The sequence below is a fragment of the Pseudonocardia acidicola genome (genome assembly GCF_012911935.1).
In the GTDB taxonomy this organism is placed as follows: domain Bacteria; phylum Actinomycetota; class Actinomycetes; order Mycobacteriales; family Pseudonocardiaceae; genus Pseudonocardia; species Pseudonocardia acidicola.
On record NZ_JAAXLA010000106.1, the window covers coordinates 1 to 17557 of the forward strand.

Consider the following 17557-nt stretch of genomic DNA (forward strand, 5'->3'; position numbering starts at 1 on the left):
GCCCGGTGCACCCCCTCCTTCGCCGCGAGCCCCAGCCGCTGCAACGACAGATTGCACGGGGTGATCTCGTTCCACGACGAGGCGATCCCGATCTGCGGCTTCGCGAAATCCTCATCACGCATCCCCACCGCACGCAACATCCCCCGCGCGGCGGCGCGCTCCAGCCCCTCGGTGACATCACGACTACGGGGCTTCAGGTCGGGCTGGCTCATGTGCGCTCCCATTGACGGCCCTGAACGGCTGCGGTCGCGGGCGATGATGCCGGGGAGGACCGCCTGCGGCCACCCGGCACACCAGGTCGCCGCACGGACGGCGGCGATCCTGGTCGGGCGACGCTAGGCGGGCCGGGTCGGTGGGCGGGCGTCGGCGGTCCGGGCCGCCCTCGCCCGCCGGCCCGACGCCACGACGATCACCGCGGCCAGCGTCATGAACCCCGCCACCACCCACATGCCGGGTCGGAAGCTGCCGGTGAGGTCGGCCAGCCAGCCGGTGACGTAGGGACCGGCGAACCCGCTGAGGTTGCCGAACGAGTTGATCAAAGCGATGCCGGCGGCCGCGCCCGCGCCGGTGAGGAACGCGCTGGGCAGCTGCCAGATCACCGGGATCGCGGCGAACACCCCGCACGCGCAGACGGTGACCGCGGCGATCACCAGATACGGCGAGTCGAGGTACAGCGCCACCGCGACGCCGGCGGCGCCGATCAGCGCCGGGAGCGCGATGTGCAGCGTCCGTTCGCCGGTACGGTCGGAGTGCCGGGCGTTGAGCAGCATGGCCACCGACGCGACGGCGTACGGGATGGCCGTCACCAGTCCGATCTGGACCAGCGAGAACCGCACCCCGAACCGCGCCTGCAGATCCGAGACGACCTGCGGCAGGAAGAAGGCCAGCACGTAGAGGCCGAACACGACGCCGAAGTAGACGACCGACAGTGCCAGCACCCGGCCGTCGCGCAGGGCGCGCCGGATGCCGGTGGTGTGCGGTACCGCCTCGGCGTCCTCGCCCGCGATACGTTGCTCGAGTGCGGTGCGCTCGCCCGCGGTGAGCCACCGGGCGTCGCGCGGGCGGCTGGGCAGCACGAGCAGCACGACGATGCCGAGCAGCACCGCGGGGATGCCCTCGACGAAGAACATGAACCGCCAGCCCGCGGAGAAGCCGAGTACCCCGGCGCCGTTCTGGATCAGCAGCGTCGAGATCGGCGCGCCGAGCACCGAGGACAGCGGTACGGCCAGGAAGAACAGGGCGACGACCTTGGCCCGCTGTGCGCGGGGGAACCAGTAGGTCAGGTAGAGGATGATGCCGGGGAAGAATCCGGCCTCGGCGATGCCCAGCAGCAACCGCGCGACGTAGAAGCTGAGCTCGCCCTGCACGAACGCGGTGGCCGACGCCACGGCACCCCACGTGATCATGATCCGGGCGATCCAGATCCGGGCGCCGACCTTGTGCAGGATGACGTTGCTCGGCACCTCGAAGAAGAAGTACCCGATGAAGAACAGCCCCGCTCCCAGGCCGTACGCGGCGGCGGAGAGCCCCAGGTCCCGGTTCATGGTGAGCGCGGCGAAGCCGACGTTGACCCGGTCGACGTAGTTGAGCAGGTAGCACAGGCCCAGGAACGGCAGCAGCCGCCACATGGCCTTGCGCACCGCGCCCTCGGTCGTCCGGTCGGTGACGACACCGTCCACCATGCTGCCCCCTCGGCCCGTGTGCACTCGTCCTACCGCGCCGTCCGCCGCCGGACAACAGGAGCCACGCAAAGACCCCACCCGACGCGTCGGGCCGACAACCGGACCGGTTCCGGCGCGCCCCGTGACGTCGCGGTCCGGTGATCGTCGCCCGTCCCGGGAGAGCCGGGAGGAAACACAAGGCACGGCTGACCCACAACGGCGTGGTGGCCTACGGCCGGGTGCGTGCACCTCGCCCACGACGACGCGGTGACGTTCTCCGCCGACCTCGAGGTCGGCGACGAGGTGCAGGTGCATCGACGCTGGCCGCTACCGGCCGGGTCGGCTCCCGGCCGGGGCGAAGCCGCGGTCGCGGCGGATGTTGGCGCGCCGGCCCTTGAGGGTGGTCACTCCCCGCAGCGAGCGCAGCACGTCGTCCGCGGCGTGCTCGGGCACCTCGACCAGGGCGTGCCGCTCGTGGATCTGGATCGCCCCGATGTCCCGGCCGGACAGCCGCGACTCGTTGGCCAGGGCCCCGACGATGTCCTGGGGGCGCACCCCGGAGGAGCGGCCGGCGGACACGAACAGCCGGGTGGTCCCGGCCTTCGGCGGCCGCGGGCCGGCCGCGCCGCCACGGCCACGCGGGCCCGACTCGCGCCGGCTCTCCCGCGGTGCATGGGCGACCGGGATGTCGACCTCGTCCTCGGGCGCGCCACTGACGTCCTGGGCCAGTCGCACGGCCGCGGCGGCGATGTCCACCGGGTCGAACTCGGCCGCCAGCGACGCGATCATCGCGCGCACACCGCCGGGGTCGGCCGGAGTGCCGGTGCCGGTGCCGTCATCGCCGAGGTCGGCGAGCAGCTTCTCGCGCAGCGCGGCGCGGGTCCGGTCCAGCCGGGCGGCGCGCAGGTCGGCCACGGTGGGCACCGGGGCGATCGCGACCGGCTGCCCGGTGAGGTGCTCGATGTTGCGCAGGTGCCGCACCGAGCTCGGCGCGACCAGGGTGATCGCGACGCCCTCGCGCCCGGCCCGGCCGACGCGGCCGATGCGGTGCACGTAGGCCTCGGGCGACTTCGGCACGTCGTGATTGACGACGTGGCTGAGCTGCTCGATGTCCAGGCCTCGGGCGGCCACGTCGGTGGCCACCAGCAGGTCGGTGCGGCCGCTGCGCAGCCGGTCGACCACCCGGGTGCGGTGCTCCTGGTCCATGCCGCCGTGCAGCGCCTCGGCGCGCAGCCCGCGGCCGGTCAGCGTCTCGGTGACGGCGTCGACGTCGGCCCGGGTGCGGCAGAACACGATCGCCGCGGTGGGCCGCTCCAGCTCCAGGATCCGGCCGAGCGCGGCCGTGGTGTGCGAGCGCGGCACCATGTACGCGGTCTGGCGCACGCGCGGCGCCTCACCGGCAGGGACCTCCTCGCGCTGGATCCGGACGATCACCGGCTCGCGCAGGTAGGTCCGGGCCAGCGTCTCGATGCGGCGCGGCATGGTCGCGGAGAACAGCACGGCCTGCCGGGTGTCCGGGGTGGCCTCGAGGATGGTCTCGATGTCCTCGACGAAGCCCATGTCGAGCATCTCGTCGGCCTCGTCGAGCACCACGACCTCGAGCGCGTCCAGCGACAGGGCACCGCGGTTGATCAGGTCGATGGCCCGGCCGGGGGTGGCGACGACGATGTCGACGCCACGGCGCAGGGCGCCCAGCTGCAGGCCGATCGGGGCGCCGCCGTAGACGGCCAGGACCCGGGCACCGAGCTCCTTGCCGTAGCGCGCGATCGCGTCGTGCACCTGCATCGCGAGCTCGCGGGTGGGCGCCAGGACGAGCCCGAACGGGGAGCCGTCACCGCCGCCGGGCCGCTCCTCGGCGAAGCGCTGCAGCATCGGCAGCGCGAACGCGGCGGTCTTGCCGGTGCCGGTGGCAGCCTGGCCGAGCAGGTCGCGGCCCTCGGTCAGCGGGCCGATGGCCTCGGCCTGGATGGGGCTGGGCCGCTCGTAACCCAGCTCGTCGAGCACCCGCAGCAGCTCGGGCGCCAGCTGCAGGTCGGCGAAGCCGGGCCCGTCGGTCTCGGCGTCGTCGCCGTCCGCGTCGAGCTCGGCGTCGGTGAGGTCGTTCAGGTCGTCGGTCAGGTCGATCCCGTCCATGGGGTCGGTGGCGGTCAGGTCAGGCAGAAGGCTCGCAGTCACTCGTGTCCTCATCGCAGGGGTTCATGGTCGCAACGGAGGGCACGGTGGACGCACCCGCGGAGAAGCCCGCGGGTCCTGCGGCAGGGAGCCGGAAGGCGGGCCGGTGTTGCTCGTGGCCGCCACTGTTGGTGACAACCGACTTCTGATTCTCCCACGACGGTGCCGAGGAGATCACGCCGGGCGGCGGTGCCGCTGGTCACCCGGAACGCCCGGAGTGCCTGTGCGATCGATGTGTACAACACCGCCGCCCGGCAATCTGTTCCGCCGCGGCCGGAACGGACGGATCAGCACAGCTCGGGCGGCATCTCGACGGCCCACCTCCGAGGAGCCGCCCGGTACCGGAGCCGGACCGGCGCGCCCACACCGGGTCCGCTGTGGACGTGGGTCCGATCACGATGTCGTCTGGCGTTCACCCGGCACAGCGAGACTCGATCCAGTGACGACCCACCACGTACAGTCCCCCGCTGTTCATGCGGCCCCGGACGTGCCGGCGAACCTGCGCGACGTCCGTGGCCTGCGCACCGAGGACGGCCGGATCGTCCGGCGCGGCGTGCTGTACCGCAGCGACGCTCCGCAGCCGCACGACGCCGTCCCGGAGGACGTGCCGATCTGGCCACCTGCGACGGTCGTCGACCTGCGCTCGTCCGCCGAACTGCTGGGCGCCGAGCACCCGCTGGCCGCTGCGGGTTCGGCCGTGCACCACGTCCCGCTGGGCGCCTCGCTCGCGCCGGAGGTGATCGCCGCGACGCCGCCGGAGCTGCGCGACCTCGCCTGGGCCTACCGGCTCCTGATCGGCGACGCCGCGGCCGAGATCGCCGGCATCGTGCGACTGGTCGCGCACGCCCGGGGTCCGGTGCTCGTGCACTGCGCCGCGGGCAAGGACCGGACCGGGCTGGTGGTGGCCGTGCTGCTGCGCGCCGCCGGGGTGCGCCGCACCGAGGTGCGGGCCGACTACCTGCGCACCAACGACAACCTCGACCGGCTGTGGGCGCGGCTCGAGGCGGCCGGCGCCCCGATGCCCGCCGACGAGGACGCGCTGCTCGGCGTGGAGGAGGCCGCGCTCGACAGCGTGCTCGACGACCTGGAGCGCCACCCCGGTGGGCTCACCGGCTGGCTCGTGCGGCACGGCACCGATCCGGAGGACCTGCGCCTGCTGGCCGAGCGCCTGATCAGCCGGCCCACGGCCGTGGCGGACTGACGGCGGTCCGCACCCCGGCTCGATGACCGACCGGGGGGCGGAACCGCGATCGCCGCGGCTCCGCACCCCCGACCGCCGATCAGCACGGGTCAGCGCGACCGCGCGCTCACTTCCCGCCGCGCGTGCCGCCGGTGTCGAACCCGGCCCGGCGCAGCGCGTCGGCCATCGCCCCGCCCCCGAAGCCACCACCGCTCGACCCGCCCCGGCGGTCGCCGCCACCGCGACGGTCGTTCCCTCCGCCGCGCCGGTCGCCACCGCGTCGGTCGCCACCGCGGCGGTCGTTGCCGCGCGGGCCGCCGCGCCCGTCTGCGCCACGCTGCTGGTCGCCGCGGCCCTCGTTCGGCCGCCGCCCCTTGCCGGCGCCGGGCTCGTCGTCCAGGCGCAGGGTCAGCGAGATCCGCTTGCGTGCCTCGTCGACCTCCAGCACCTTGACCTTGACCACGTCGCCGGACTTGACGACCTCGCGCGGGTCGGAGACGAAGTCCTTCGACATCGCCGAGACGTGGACGAGCCCGTCCTGGTGCACGCCGACGTCGACGAACGCCCCGAACGCCGCCACGTTGGTGACCACGCCCTCCAGCAGCATCCCCGGCTGCAGGTCGGCGATCTTGTGCACGCCCTCGGCGAAGGTCGCGGTGCGGAACGCCGGACGCGGGTCGCGGCCCGGTTTCTCCAGCTCGGCGAGGATGTCGGTGACGGTCGGCAGCCCGAACTGCTCGTCGACGAACTCCTTGGGCTTGAGCGACTTCAGCTTCGGCGCGTTGCCGATCAGCGCGGCGACGTCACCGCCGGCCCTGGCGACGATCCGGCGGACCACCGGGTAGGCCTCGGGGTGCACGCCGGAGACGTCGAGCGGCTCGTCGCCGCCGCGGATCCGCAGGAAGCCCGCGCACTGCTCGAACGCCTTCGGCCCGAGCCGCGGGACGTCGGCCAGCGCGGTCCGGGTACGGAACGGCCCGTGCGCGTCGCGGTGGGCGACGATGCCCGCCGCGAGCGACTCGGTGATCCCGGAGACCCGGCGCAGCAGCGGCGCCGACGCGCTGTTCAGGTCGACGCCGACGGCGTTCACGCAGTCCTCGACGACGGCGTCGAGCGAGCGGGACAGCGCCGACTCGGGCAGGTCGTGCTGGTACTGCCCGACCCCGATCGACTTCGGGTCGATCTTCACCAGCTCGGCGAGCGGGTCCTGCAGCCGGCGCGCGATGGACACCGCACCGCGCAGCGACACGTCCAGGTCGGGCAGCTCGGCCGAGGCGTAGGCCGACGCCGAGTACACCGACGCGCCCGCCTCGCTGACCATCACCTTGGTCAGCTTGAGCCCGGGGTTGTTCGCGACGAGCTCGCCGGCCAGCTTGTCGGTCTCCCGGGACGCGGTGCCGTTGCCGATCGCGATCAGCTCGACGTTGTGGGCCACGGCCAGCTTGGTCAGCGTGGCGAGCGCGCCGTTCCAGTCCCGGCGCGGCTCGTGCGGGTAGATCGTGTCGGTGGCGACGACCTTGCCCGTCGGGTCGGCCACCGCGACCTTGACGCCGGTGCGCAGCCCCGGGTCCAGGCCCATCGTGGCGCGGGTGCCGGCGGGGGCGGCGAGCAGCAGATCCCGCAGGTTGGTCGCGAAGACCGCGATCGCGCCCTCCTCGGCGGCGGTGCGCAGCCGGACCCGGATGTCGATGCCCAGGTGCAGCAGGATCCGGGTGCGCCAGGCCCAGCGCACCACGTCGCCGAGCCACTTGTCGGCCGGGCGGCCCTCGTCGGCGATGCCGAAGCTCGCGGCGATGGTGCGCTCGAAGCTGGTCGGCACGCCCGGCTCGGCGGGCTGCGCGTCCGGCTCCAGGGTGACGTCGAGCACCTCCTCCTTCTCGCCACGGAACACGGCGAGGATGCGGTGGCTCGGCAGCTTGGTGAACGGCTCGGAGAAATCGAAGTAGTCGGCGAACTTCGCGCCCTCGGTCTCCTTGCCCTCGCGGACCTTCGAGACCAGCCGGCCGCCGGCCCACATCCGCTCGCGCAGCCCGCCGATCAGGTCGGCGTCCTCGGCGAACCGCTCGATGAGGATGGAGCGGGCGCCCTCCAGCGCGGCGGCGACGTCGGCGACGCCCTTCTCGGCGTCGACGTACGCCTCGGCGGTGGCCTGCGGGTGCTGCGCCGGATCGGCCAGCAGCGTGTCGGCCAGCGGCTCCAGCCCGGCCTCGCGGGCGATCATCGCCTTGGTCCGGCGCTTGGGCTTGTAGGGCAGGTAGATGTCCTCGAGCCGGGCCTTGGAGTCGGCGGCGAGGATCTGCGCCTCGAGGGCCTCGTCGAGCTTGCCCTGGCCGCGGATCGAGTCCAGCACCGCGACGCGGCGGTCCTCGAGCTCGCGCAGGTAGCGCAGCCGCTCCTCCAGCGTGCGCAGCTGGGCGTCGTCGAGGGTGCCGGTGGCCTCCTTGCGGTACCGGGCGATGAACGGCACCGTCGCCCCGCCGTCGAGCAGGTCGACGGCCGCGGCCACCTGGTGCGGGCGCACGCCGAGCTCGTCGGCGATCCGCTGCTGAATGGACGGCTGTAGAGACGTCACGATCCTCAATCCACCTTGTTCGAACGCTTCCGACGTGCATCGTGCCGGGAACCCGCCCGTGCCGTCACACCACCCGCCCCGCGCCCGGTGTCCACACCCGGCTGCTAAGGCGTCCCTGCCGCACCGCACCGGCTGCCCGGCGACACCTTCACAGCAGTTCCACAGCTGGTACTACCTGGATCACCACCTCACGGACAGCATCCTTGGCGCGTGAACACTCCCCCCGCGGACGGCGCGAACTACGCCGGCTATCACCACGGGCTGTCGCTGTTGAACGGCTGGCTCCCCCTGACCCTGCAGATCCTGGCGGCGGTGCTGCTCGTGGCGGCCATCGGCTGGCGCACCCGGCGCTGGCGGCTGCTGTGGTTGCCGGTAGCCGTCGTCGTCGGGGTCGCGGCCGCGTTCGCGGCGATGGCCTATGTCGCCGCCGACGGACTCGCGACCGACCCCGCCCCGACCTCGTTGTGGATCTGGACCGGGGTCGCCGCGGGTGCGGTCGCCGTGCTGGTCCTGGGCTGGCGCAGCGCGCGGTGGTGGCGGCGCGGTGTCTCGGTGCTGGCGGTGCCGCTGACCCTCGTGTGCGTGGGGCTGGTGCTCAACCAATGGGTCGGCTACTTCCCCACCGTCCAGGAGGCGTGGGGGGCGGTCACGGCAGGCCCGCTGCCCGACGAGGTGCCGGAGGCCCAGCTGACCGCGATGCAGGGGGTCCCGCGCAGCACCGGCGCCGTGGTCGGGGTGACCATCCCCGACACGGCCAGCGACTTCGTGCACCGCGAGGAGTACGTCTACCTGCCCCCGGCCTACTTCACCAGCACCGATCACCGGTCACTGCCGGTCGTCATGATGATCGCCGGCGAGTTCAACACCCCGGCCGACTGGATCCGCATCGGCAACGCCGTCCCGATCACCGACCAGTACGCCCGGGCCCACAACGGGGTCGCGCCGATCCTGGTGTTCGTCGACGCCGGGGGCACCTTCAACAACGACACCGAGTGCGTGGACGGGCCCCGCGGCAACGCCGCCGACCACCTCACCGGTGACGTCCGGCCCTACCTGGTGTCCCGGTTCGGCGCGTCGGCCGACCCGGCGAAGTGGGGCATCGTCGGCTGGTCGATGGGCGGGACGTGCGCCGTCGATCTCGCGGTGATGCACCCCGATCTGTTCAGCACGTTCACCGACATCGCCGGGGACCTCGGCCCGACCGTGGGGACGAAAGACCAGACCATCGCCAAGCTCTACGGCGGCAACGCCGCCGCCTGGGCGCACTTCGACCCGATGACCGTGCTGGCGGGGCATGCGCCCTACCCGGACACCGCCGGCTGGTTCGACGACAGCAGCGGCGGCGGTGGCCGGCCCGGCGCCCGCGGGCAGCGGCCGGCCGGGCAGCGGCCGGCGCACCCCGGCTGGGGCGGGCCGGCCGGGGGCGGCGCCGACAGCGGTCTGGGCGGCCACTACGGCGCCGGCGCAGGCGGCGGCGGGAACCAGACCGCCGAAGCCGACCAGCTGTGCGCGGCGGCGACCAAGGACGGCATCCAGTGCTCGGTGCACCTGCAGCCCGGCGGACACACCTGGCAGTTCGCGTCCGGCGCGTTCGCCGACGCCCTCCCGTGGATGGCAGGCCGGCTGCAGGGCACCCCGCAGCCGGCCGCGGCGGCACCGCCGTCGAGCTCCTGAACCCGCATCGAGTGCACCCACAACGGTCGTGCGCGGAAATCGCTGCCGGAACAGCGTTATCCGCGCACGGGCGGCGCCAGCCGCACAACCCCGGTGATCGACGGCGGCTGCCCGGGCACGCCCGCGGCGAGCCCCAGCTCGGATCCCTCGCCCGCGACCGCGTCGGCCACCACCGGGGTGCCGGCGAAGGCCGGGCGGCTGAGCCGGAAGGAGAATGCGGTGACCGGGCGGTCCGGCGCGTGCCGGCGAGGCAGTTCGAGCAGGAGCAACGCCAGCAGCGGCCCGTGCACGACCAGCCCGGGGTAGCCCTCGACCCCGGTGACGTAGGGCTGGTCGTAATGGATGCGATGAGTGTTGTAGGTCAGCGCGCTGAACCGGAACAGCATCGCCGGATCCGGGTCGAGCCGGGCCCGCCACGCCCCGGGCGCGGCCGGTTCCGGCTCGGTGGCCACCGGCGCCTGCGCGACCGGGCCGCCGCGCTGCTTCCCCACCGGCTGGCTGCGGTAGACGATGTCCTGCTCCTCGACGACGACCGGCACGCCGCCGCGCAGGAACTCGTGGCGCACGGTCGTGAACAGCATGTCCCCGCTGCGGCCCTGTTTGGGCGCCACGTCGACCAGCGCGGAGCGGCGCACGATCTCGTCGCCGACCCGCAGCGGCTCGGAGATCTCCAGGCGGCCGCCGGCGAACATCCGCCGCCGGTCCGGGATCGGCGGCAGGAAATGCCCGGCCGCGGGGTGCCCGTCATCGCCGAGCTCGGCCTGCGCGGGATGGTCGAGGAAGTGCAACCAGTGCCACATGGGCGGCAGCGCACCGGCCGGGCCATCGATCGCCGAGGGCTGGTCGAGCACCGCGGCGAAGGCGTCCGACGGCCAGCGATCGAGCCGGGCGGACGTCTCCACCGGCTCCGGCGTCCACCCCGCGACGTGCTCTGCGAGCCCACCCACCGGCCACCTCCGATCGGGCGCGTGGACGGTCCATGCGCCGGCCCGATCATCGTCGCCGGACGGCCGCCGCGCACACCCGCCCTACCGGGTGAGCAGCGCGACGCACTCCATGTGGTGGGTCATCGGGAACGCGTCGAACGCCCGCAGCTGCGCCAGCCGGTAGCCGCGGTCGGCGAACAGCGCGACGTCGCGGGCCAGCGCAGCCGGGTCACAGGCCACGTGCACCACACGGTCGGGGGCGCGCCCGCACAGCGCGTCGACCATCGCCCGGCCCAGGCCCTTGCGCGGCGGGTCGGCGACGACGACGTCCGGGCTCCCGGTGAGACCGCCGAGCACCCGTTCGACCCGGCCGACCTGCCAGCTCACCTGCGGCAGGTCGGCCAGTGCGGCCCGGCCGTCCTCGACCGACCGACGGGAGGACTCGACGACCGTGACCGCGCCGCCGGGCCCGACCTGCCCGGCCAGCACCGCGGCGAACAACCCGACGCCACCGTAGAGATCCCACGCCGTGCCACCGCGCGGCGCGGCCGCCCACTCCCCGACGACCTCGGCCAGGATGTCGGCGAGCGCGGGATGGACCTGCCAGAACGTGCCCGGGGACAGCCGCCACTCCCGGCCGGCGGCCCACTGCACCAGGGGGCCGCCGGCCCCGTCACCCCGGTCGACGTGCTGCGCGCCGTCCGCGTCGACGGCGACCTCGATCTCGGCGCCGGGCGGGAACGCCTCCGCCAGCACCGGCGGCAGCGAGCCGGGCGGCGCGAGCAGGCAGTCCGCGATCGGCAGCACCTCGTGGCTGCGGTGCGCCCGCAGCCCGGCCCGGCCCTCGTCGTCGACGGCCAGGCGCACCCGCTGCCGCCAGCCCAGCGGCCCGCCGGGCAACTCCTCGACCTCCACGTCCGCGTCGATGCCGGCCAGCCGGTGCAGTTGCTCGCGCACCACCGCCGTCTTCAGCGCGCGCTGCGCGGCGGGCGTGGCGTGCTGCAGGTCGCACCCGCCGCAGCCGCCGGCCCGGGCCCAGACGCACGGCGGGTCCACCCGCCCGGGCGCCGCACGCAGCACGGCGATCGTGTCGGCCCGGCAGAACGCGCCGCCACCGTCCTCGGTGACGACGGCGCGGACCCGCTCCCCGGGCAGGGTGTGCCGGACGAACACGACCCGGCCCGGTCCCTCCCCGAACCGGGCGACGCAGTGCCCGCCGTGGGCGATCGGCCCGACCTCGAGCTCGAGGACCCGGTCGGTCCAGTCCAGTGCCTCAGGCATGGTCGTCCCCCCTCGCCGTGGCCAGGTCGCCGTCCGCCGCGGGGCCGGCGGGCGGCTCCCCGGTCAGCTGACTCAGCGCCGGGTAGCCGCGCCGCGACGCACCGGGGGCGGCCGCCGGACGGCGTTGCGCGGCGCGCTCGGAGGACTCCAGTTGCCAGGGCACGCTGGTCACCATCACGCCGGGCTGGAACAGCAGCCGTCCTTTGAGCCGCAGCGCGCTCTGGTTGTGCAGGATCTGCTCCCACCAGTGCCCGACGACGTACTCGGGGATGAAGACGGTGACCACGTCGCGCGGGTTGTCGCTGCGGATCCGCTTGACGTAGTCGAGCACCGGCTTGGTGATCTCCCGGTACGGAGATTCGACGACCTTGAGCGGCACCGGCAGCTTGCGCTCGCCCCAGTCGGCGACGAGCCGCTTGGTGTCGGCCTCGTCGACGTTGACGGTGACGGCCTCGAGCACGTCGGGCCGGGTCGCCCGGGCGTAGGCCACCGCGCGCAGCGTCGGCTTGTGCAACGTGGAGACGAGCACGATGGCGTGGTTGCGCGAGGGCAGCACCCCGTCGGAGTCCCCGGCCACCAGCTCCGCGGTGACCCGGTCGTAGTGCTTCTGGATGGCGACCATCAGCACGAAGAACCCCGCCATCGCGGCGATCGCGATCCACGCGCCGAGCGTGAACTTCGTGATCAGCACGGTGAGCAGGACCAGTCCGGTCATGACCGCGCCGAAGCCGTTGATGGTCTGGGAGCGGCGCATCGTCCGGCGCGTCGCCGGGTCGGTCTCGGTGGCCAGCTTCCGGTTCCAGTGCCGCACCATGCCGGTCTGGCTCAGCGTGAACGACACGAACACCCCGACGGTGTACAGCGGGATGAGCCGGGTCACCTCGGCCTGGAAGCCGATGACCAGGACGATCGCGAAGGCGGCCAGGAACAGGATCCCGTTGGAGAACGCGAGCCGGTCGCCGCGGGTGTGCAGCTGGCGGGGCAGGAAGCGGTCCTGGGACAGGATCGAGCCGAGCACCGGGAATCCGTTGAACGCGGTGTTCGCGGCCAGCGCCAGGATCAGCGCGGTCATCACGACGACGAAGAAGAAGCCCGGCCGGAAGGTCGCGAACACCGCGTCGGCCAGCTGGGCGACCATCGTCTGCTGGACGTAGCCCGGCGGGGCGTCGGGGAACTGCCGGGCCGGGTCCTCGGCGATCTTGACGCCGGTGAGCTGGGCCAGCGCGATCAGCCCCATGAACATGCTCACCGAGAGCACCCCGAGCATCAGCAGGGTGGTCGCGGCGTTCTTCGACTTGGGCTTGCGGAAGGCCGGGACGCCGTTGCTGATGGCCTCGACACCGGTCAGCGCGGCGGCGCCCTGGGTGAACGAGCGCAGCACCAGCAGCACGAGCGCGAGGCCGGTGAAGGTGTCGCCCTCGGCGAGCAGGTGCAGGTCGGCGCTGGCCGCACGCACCGGGTCGCCGAACACGAGGATGCGGGTCAGGCCCCAGATGATCATGGTGCCGATGCCGAACATGAACGCGTAGACCGGGATGGCGAACGCCGCCCCGGACTCCCGGATGCCGCGCAGGTTCACCGCGGTGAGCACCACGATCGCCGACACCGCGAACCACACCTTGTGCTGGGCGACGAACGGGACCAGCGCCCCGATGTTCGCGGCCGCCGCGGAGATCGACACGGCGACGGTGAGGGTGTAGTCGACGAGCAGGGCACTGGCCACGGTCAGGCCGGCCTTGCGCCCGAGATTGACCGTGGCGACCTCGTAGTCCCCTCCCCCGGAGGGATAGGCATGGACGTTCTGCCGGTAGCTGGTCACCACGGTGAGCAGGACGACGACGACCGCCAGGCCGATCCACGGCGAGAGCGCGTAGGAGCTCACACCGGCGACGGAAAGGGTGAGGAAGATTTCCTCGGGCGCATAGGCGACCGACGACATGGCGTCGGAGGCGAAGACCGGGAGGGCGATCCGCTTGGGCAGCAGGTTGTGTGACAGACGATCGCTCCGCTGCGGGCGCCCGACCACGATCCGCTTCACCGCGACGGCGAGCTTGGACACGAGCGGCAGCCTATGCGCTGTGCCCCACAGCAACGCGATAGCGTTCCCTGCGCTTGGCTACGGTGCCGGCCATCGGGGTCTACGCCACTTGGGAGGGGCACCGCGATGTACGTCGTGATCATGGGTTGCGGGCGCGTGGGCGCGTCACTCGCGGCTGGGCTGGAGCGGCTCGGCCACGAAGTCGCGGTGATCGACCGGGACCCACAGGCCTTCCGCAGGCTCGGCCCGGACTTCCGCGGCCGTCAGGTCGTCGGCATGGGCTTCCACCGGGACGTCCTCATCGAGGCCGGGGTGGAGAAGGCGCAGGCCTTCGCCGCGGTCTCCAGCGGGGACAACTCCAACATCATCTCAGCCCGGGTGGCCCGGGAGAGCTTCGGCATCGAGCGGGTCGTCGCCCGGATCTACGACGCCAAGCGCGCCGCGGTCTACGAGCGGCTCGGCATCCCGACGGTGGCCACGGTGCCGTGGAGCACCGACCGGCTGATGCGGATGCTGCTGCCCGACGGGGTGGCCACCGCGTGGCGTGAGCCGTCCGGCACGGTCGCGGTCCTGCCGCTGCCCATCCACGAGGAGTGGATCGGACGCCCGGTGCGCGAGCTCGAGGCCGCCACCGGCGCTCGGGTGGCGTTCATCGTCCGTTTCGGGACCGGCGTGCTGCCGAAGGCGGACACTGCGGTGCAGGCCGAGGACACGGTCTACGTGGCGGCGGTGTCCGGCACGGTCAGTGATGTGACGGCGGCGGCCGCGGCCCCGCCACAGGAGGGTTGACGGATGCGGGTGGCGATCGCGGGAGCCGGTGCGGTCGGTCGATCGATCGCGCTGGAGCTGGTCGAGAGCAAGCACCAGGTGATGCTCATCGAGCGTGAGCTGTCCAACATCGAGCCGGGCGCCGTCGAGCAGGCCGAGTGGGTGCACGCCGACGCGTGCGAGCTCGCCTCGCTGGAGGAGGCCGGACTCGAGCGGTGCGACGTCGTCATCGCCGCGACCGGCGACGACAAGGTCAACCTCGTGGTGTCGCTGCTGGCCAAGACCGAGTTCGGGGTGCGGCGCGTGGTGGCCCGGGTGAACGACCCGCGCAACGAGTGGCTGTTCAACGACAACTGGGGTGTCGACGTCGCGGTGTCCACGCCGCGGCTGCTGGCCGCACTGGTGGAGGAGGCCGTCGCGGTCGGCGACCTGGTACGGCTGATGACCTTCCGGCAGGGCCAGGCCAACCTGGTCGAGGTCACCCTGCCCGACGACACCCCGCTGGCCGGGCGGCCCGTACAGGCGCTGCAACTGCCGGCCGACTCCGCGCTGGTGGTCATCCTGCGCGGCGGGCGGGTCATCGTGCCCCAGGCCGACGATGCGCTGGAGTCGGGGGACGAACTGCTGTTCGTGGCCACGTCGGCTGTCGAAGAGGAGATCCGCGCCGCGATCCTGCGGTGAAGTCCTGAGACCGCAGCCCTGCCCGCCGGCCCGCTGCCCGCCTCAGGACGCGGGCAGGGGGCTCCGGCGGGCCCGGCGGACGGCCCAGACCGTCCCCAGCAGCGCCACCCCGAGCAACGGGTAACCCATGGCCAGCCGGGCGATGCCCAGCCAGTTGGCCTCGTCGGCGTTGTAGAGCCAGCCCTGCACGACGACCCGGGCGGCGAACACCACGGTCCAGAGCAGGCTGGCGAAGGTGTAGGCGCGCAGCATCCGGGGGTCGCGGCGCCAGCCGTGGCCGTCGCCGTTGATCCCGTGCCAGACGACGCCGGCCAGCGGCCAGCGGACCACCACCGAGATCAGGAACGCCACCGCGAAGAACGCGCTGTAGAGCAGGCCGGGCAGATAGAAGTCGCGTGCCTCACCGGTGCGGTTGGCAATGAACGCGCACACCCCGACACCGATCAGGCCGGAGATCGCGGGCTGGAGCGCCTCACGGCGGACCAGCCGCCAGATGGTGATCGCGCCGCCGGTGGCGAGGGCTGCGATCAGCGCGGGCTTGAGCCCGGTGAGCAGGTTCACCACGACGAACACAGCAACGGGGATGGTCGAGTAGACGATCCCCGCGACGCCGCCCATCTGCTCCAGCAGCGTGGGGTACTCCCGCTCGCGCCGCTGGCCGGGCTCCGACCCCACCACCGGGATCTGCGTCGTGGCGTCGAGGTCGACGGTGTCATCGACCTCCGGTCGGCGCGCGTCACGGTCGGCGCGATGGGAACCGCTCACTTGACCTGGCAGATCTCGTAATACGGGTTGTAGAGCACCTTGCGACCGTCGCGGACCGAGATCCGGCCGCGGACGCGCATCGTCCGGCCGGGCTCGATGCCCGGGATCCGGCGTCGACCCATCCAGATCAGCGTGACCCCCTCTGTTCCGTCGAACAGCTCCGCCTCCAAGGACGCGTCCGCGTCCTGGGGGCAGAACTCCACGCTGCGGAGCCTACCCATCACGGTCACCTCCTGGCCGCAGGCACAGTCGCAGGCGCGCTGCGCCCCCGAACGCTCGGAGTCCTCGGACAGGTCGTCCGCGTCCAGCGTCTGTACGTCGCTGGTCAACTTCCGAAGCATGCGGCGGAAGGACCCACCATCCGTGCTGCCCATCTCTCTCCTCGGCTGCTCGGCGCGGGCCGTCTCCGTTGAACTCGGGCCGCTACCCGCGAAAGGGTAACGCGCCGGAAACCTGGTGTGTGCCCCTGCAAGGACACCGGAAGATGGCAGCGTGATCGACTCCCACGGACGGGCCACCGGCAGACCGGACCAACCCCGGCAGAGGGCCCCGATGAGCGGCCTGACCGCGGTCGTTCTGCCTGGTTCCGGATCCGATGACCGCTTCGTGCGCGCCGCGTTCGCCGGGCCCTCCGACCGGCTCGGCATCCGGCTGATCGCGCCCCCGCCGCAACGTGGCCGAAATCTCGTCGCGGGGTACCGGGCGGCGCTCGACGCGGCGCTCGCCGGCACGGCGGACGGTGCCGGGCCGCTGCTCGTCGGCGGCATCTCGCTGGGTGCCCACGTCGCCGCCAGCTGGGCCGCCGAGCGCATCGGCCATGATCCGGGCCTCTCCGGGCGGTTGGCGGGGCTGCTGCTGGCGTTGCCGGCATGGACCGGCCCGCCCGGCGACGCCCCGGCCGCGGTGGCCGCCCGGATGACCGCCGCGCAGGTCCGCGCGGGCGGCGTGGCGGCGGCCGTGGAGCAGGCCCGGGCGGGCGCACCGGATTGGCTGGCGTCCGAACTGAGCCGGTCTTGGCACGGCTTCGGCGCCGGACTGGCCGACGCCCTGGACGCGGCCGCCACCGAACCCGGCCCGACCCCGGACGCGCTCGGCGGCCTCGCACTGCCTGCCGGCGTCGCCGGGCTGCGTGACGACCCGGTGCATCCGCTGGCGCAGGCGCAGGCCTGGCAGCGACTGCTCCCCCGGTCCGCGCTGGTCGTGACCGCGCTGGACCCGTTCGGCGCCGACCCGGCCGTGCTCGGCCGGGCGACGCTGCTCGGCTGGCTGCGGGCCCGGACGGGCCCGCGACCGGTCACGCGACCGGTCAGTCCGGGCGACGGTGCCGGCCGGGTGCCTCCGCGGGGCTGAACAGGCGCATCGGGTCACCCATGAGGAAGGCCAGCGCCGGCTGGTTGCCCGGGTCCGGCTGCGGGACGGCAGGCGTGTGCTCGTCGTCCCCGGAGTCCGGGCGGGCGTGCCGACGGCGCCGCGGAGCCGGGGTGGGGTCGCGGGTTTCGGCCACCACGCCGAACGGCGCCGTCGCAACGTCCTCCGGCGCCGGATCGGCCCGCCGCTCACCGACATCGGCCGGCCGCCGGGCCGGGAACGGCTCGGTCTGGATCTCCAGGGCGGGCTCGGGGGCCCGCCGGCGCCCGCCGGCCGGAGCGTCCCCGACCTCGGGCGCCCGGCGCCGACCGCCGGGCTGAGCCGTCAGTGCGTCGGGCTCGGGCGCGCGGCGCCGGTCGCCGGCCGGAGCCGCCGGCGTGTCGGGCCCGGCCCGGCCCGGCCCGGTCGGCTGCAGGTCCTGGGCCTCGGGCTCGGGCGCGCGGCGCCGGCCCGTCCTGGGCGGGGCCGGGG

At 73.6% G+C, this 17557-nt stretch carries 13 protein-coding genes and 2 pseudogenes; 5 read left to right on the top strand and 10 right to left on the bottom strand.

The window, feature by feature from the left end; translation table 11 throughout:
- From HF526_RS31945 to HF526_RS31955, 3 genes and pseudogenes are all read right to left on the bottom strand, one after another.
- Positions 1-212, bottom strand: a pseudogene (locus tag HF526_RS31945) (dihydroxy-acid dehydratase); the annotation flags it as partial.
- Between the two features lie 123 nt (positions 213-335).
- Positions 336-1682, bottom strand: coding sequence for an MFS transporter (locus HF526_RS31950; RefSeq protein ID WP_169385387.1), 1347 nt, complete (start codon positions 1680-1682; stop codon positions 336-338).
- A 306-nt stretch (positions 1683-1988) separates the two neighbouring features.
- Entirely contained in the window at positions 1989-3794 is a 1806-nt protein-coding gene (locus HF526_RS31955) for a DEAD/DEAH box helicase (protein WP_169385396.1), read from the bottom strand.
- 478 nt (positions 3795-4272) lie between these two features.
- Here HF526_RS31955 and HF526_RS31960 point away from each other — a divergent pair, with 478 nt between their 5' ends.
- Positions 4273-5034 (top strand): tyrosine-protein phosphatase, encoded by a 762-nt coding sequence (locus HF526_RS31960; protein ID WP_169385388.1) that lies wholly within the window; start codon positions 4273-4275, stop codon positions 5032-5034.
- 106 nt (positions 5035-5140) lie between these two features.
- On the opposite strand, the gene HF526_RS31965 is transcribed toward HF526_RS31960, so the two are convergent.
- The gene (locus HF526_RS31965; RefSeq protein ID WP_338051895.1) at positions 5141-7585 is read right to left on the bottom strand and encodes a Tex family protein; all 2445 of its coding nucleotides are present in this window, start codon (positions 7583-7585) and stop codon (positions 5141-5143) included.
- A 210-nt stretch (positions 7586-7795) separates the two neighbouring features.
- On the opposite strand from HF526_RS31965, the gene HF526_RS31970 reads away from it, so the two are divergent.
- Entirely contained in the window at positions 7796-9259 is a 1464-nt protein-coding gene (locus HF526_RS31970) for an alpha/beta hydrolase-fold protein (RefSeq protein ID WP_169385390.1), read from the top strand.
- A 56-nt stretch (positions 9260-9315) separates the two neighbouring features.
- Here HF526_RS31970 and HF526_RS31975 read toward each other — a convergent pair whose 3' ends face one another.
- From HF526_RS31975 to HF526_RS31985, 3 genes are all read right to left on the bottom strand, one after another.
- Positions 9316-10206 carry an HTD2 family dehydratase gene (locus HF526_RS31975; protein ID WP_338051897.1) on the bottom strand — a complete coding sequence of 297 codons (891 nt, stop codon included), beginning with the start codon at positions 10204-10206 and terminating at the stop codon, positions 9316-9318.
- Positions 10207-10287: 81 nt separating this feature from the next.
- On the bottom strand, positions 10288-11466 hold the full coding sequence (locus HF526_RS31980) for a class I SAM-dependent RNA methyltransferase (RefSeq protein WP_169385391.1): 1179 nt from the start codon (positions 11464-11466) through the stop codon (positions 10288-10290).
- Entirely contained in the window at positions 11459-13525 is a 2067-nt protein-coding gene (locus HF526_RS31985; RefSeq protein ID WP_169385392.1) for an amino acid permease, read from the bottom strand. Before HF526_RS31985 ends, HF526_RS31980 begins: the two co-directional genes overlap by 8 nt.
- A 105-nt stretch (positions 13526-13630) precedes the next feature.
- Here HF526_RS31985 and HF526_RS31990 point away from each other — a divergent pair, with 105 nt between their 5' ends.
- A complete protein-coding gene (locus tag HF526_RS31990; RefSeq protein ID WP_169385393.1) occupies positions 13631-14293 on the top strand; it encodes a potassium channel family protein in 663 nt (220 codons plus the stop codon).
- Between the two features lie 3 nt (positions 14294-14296).
- Positions 14297-14953, top strand: coding sequence for a potassium channel family protein (locus HF526_RS31995; RefSeq protein ID WP_169385394.1), 657 nt, complete (start codon positions 14297-14299; stop codon positions 14951-14953).
- Positions 14954-14995: 42 nt separating this feature from the next.
- On the opposite strand, the gene HF526_RS32000 is transcribed toward HF526_RS31995, so the two are convergent.
- Positions 14996-15718 carry a DUF3159 domain-containing protein gene (locus tag HF526_RS32000; RefSeq protein ID WP_338051898.1) on the bottom strand — a complete coding sequence of 241 codons (723 nt, stop codon included), beginning with the start codon at positions 15716-15718 and terminating at the stop codon, positions 14996-14998.
- Positions 15715-16092: an OB-fold nucleic acid binding domain-containing protein gene (locus HF526_RS32005; protein ID WP_169385395.1), complete on the bottom strand. Its 378-nt coding sequence runs from the start codon at positions 16090-16092 to the stop codon at positions 15715-15717. The genes HF526_RS32000 and HF526_RS32005 overlap by 4 nt, the downstream gene beginning before the upstream one ends.
- Positions 16093-16270: 178 nt before the next feature.
- On the opposite strand from HF526_RS32005, the gene HF526_RS32010 reads away from it, so the two are divergent.
- Positions 16271-17068, top strand: a complete 798-nt coding sequence (locus tag HF526_RS32010; RefSeq protein WP_239029407.1) for an alpha/beta hydrolase — start codon at positions 16271-16273, stop codon at positions 17066-17068.
- Here the strand turns inward: HF526_RS32010 and HF526_RS32015 are convergent.
- Positions 17025-17557, bottom strand: a pseudogene (locus HF526_RS32015) (hypothetical protein); the annotation flags it as partial. The gene HF526_RS32010 and the pseudogene HF526_RS32015 sit on opposite strands and share 44 nt — an antisense overlap.

Excerpts from the sequence above, each read along its gene's own strand:
- HF526_RS32010 (WP_239029407.1), top strand. The coding sequence starts at position 16,271 with ATGAGCGGCCTGACCGCGGTCGTTCTGCCTGGTTCCGGATCCGATGAC.
- HF526_RS31955 (WP_169385396.1), bottom strand. The coding sequence starts at position 3,794 with ATGGACGGGATCGACCTGACCGACGACCTGAACGACCTCACCGACGCC.
- HF526_RS32005 (WP_169385395.1), bottom strand. The coding sequence starts at position 16,092 with ATGGGCAGCACGGATGGTGGGTCCTTCCGCCGCATGCTTCGGAAGTTG.
- HF526_RS31980 (WP_169385391.1), bottom strand. The coding sequence starts at position 11,466 with ATGCCTGAGGCACTGGACTGGACCGACCGGGTCCTCGAGCTCGAGGTC.
- HF526_RS31995 (WP_169385394.1), top strand. The coding sequence starts at position 14,297 with ATGCGGGTGGCGATCGCGGGAGCCGGTGCGGTCGGTCGATCGATCGCG.
- HF526_RS31950 (WP_169385387.1), bottom strand. The coding sequence starts at position 1,682 with ATGGTGGACGGTGTCGTCACCGACCGGACGACCGAGGGCGCGGTGCGC.
- HF526_RS31990 (WP_169385393.1), top strand. The coding sequence starts at position 13,631 with ATGTACGTCGTGATCATGGGTTGCGGGCGCGTGGGCGCGTCACTCGCG.